The 668-nt window shown below is 70.2% G+C and carries 2 pseudogenes; both read right to left on the bottom strand.

Annotation, left to right across the window (positions count from 1 at the left end):
- Positions 1 to 205: 205 nt before the first annotated feature.
- Positions 206 to 367 (bottom strand): annotated as a pseudogene (locus IF89_RS48880) (Tn3 family transposase); the annotation flags it as partial.
- Positions 367 to 668 (bottom strand): annotated as a pseudogene (locus tag IF89_RS45640) (transposase); the annotation flags it as partial. The pseudogenes IF89_RS45640 and IF89_RS48880, both read right to left, overlap by 1 nt.

The raw sequence follows: 668 nt of genomic DNA, 5'->3' as shown, positions 1-668 counted from the left end.
GACTGCGGGCTGTCGCCGGCCTGTCCCCCGGTCAGGATGACGGCCAACGGGCGGCACTTGCGCCCGCCGGCGATGCGGGCCTTGCTGGTCTGCCCGCCTGGGGACCGTCCGAGCAGTGCCGCCCTCAGGCGGACCTTTCGCCTGCGCCGGACGCGGCGCCGCTCGTCCCGTTCCGGATCCTCTGCGGGGCCCTGCCCGTCTTGTATTGCGTATCAGCGGGGACCTGGTCCGGCTGCGCCGCCGAGGGCTTCTGCAGGAGGGAGTCAATGAGGTAGACGGCCTCCCAGACGCCGCAGGGAACGAAGCGGGAGAAGAGCGCGACATAGGTGTCGGCGACCAGATAGTGATCGATCTTCGGGCCGCCCCCTTCTGCCGGGCCCTCTCCGCCTCCTCGGCGGCCTTCTCCAGGTCGGCGAGAGTGTCGGGCGCGAGGTGCATCCCGGCGGCGTCGTGGTGGGCACGGACAGTGGTTGAATCCACGCTGACAAGCGATAAGTCCACCTCACCCCGCTTCGCAGCCTCCGCGATCGCACCCTCCAGCAGGGCCTCGAACACCCCCGCGCCCCTCCCTGACGGAACCGGTTGCGGACCGTCGGCCAGGCGCCGAATTCCTGAGGCATCTCCCTCCACTGGCCACCCGTCCGAAAGCGCCAGATCACGCCCTCGAA

The sequence above is a fragment of the Streptomyces sp. NRRL F-2664 genome (assembly GCF_000719345.1).
Classification (GTDB): Bacteria; Actinomycetota; Actinomycetes; order Streptomycetales; family Streptomycetaceae; genus Streptomyces.
Note: the sequence above shows the minus strand (reverse complement) of the source record. Positions and strands in the feature narration are given on the sequence as shown.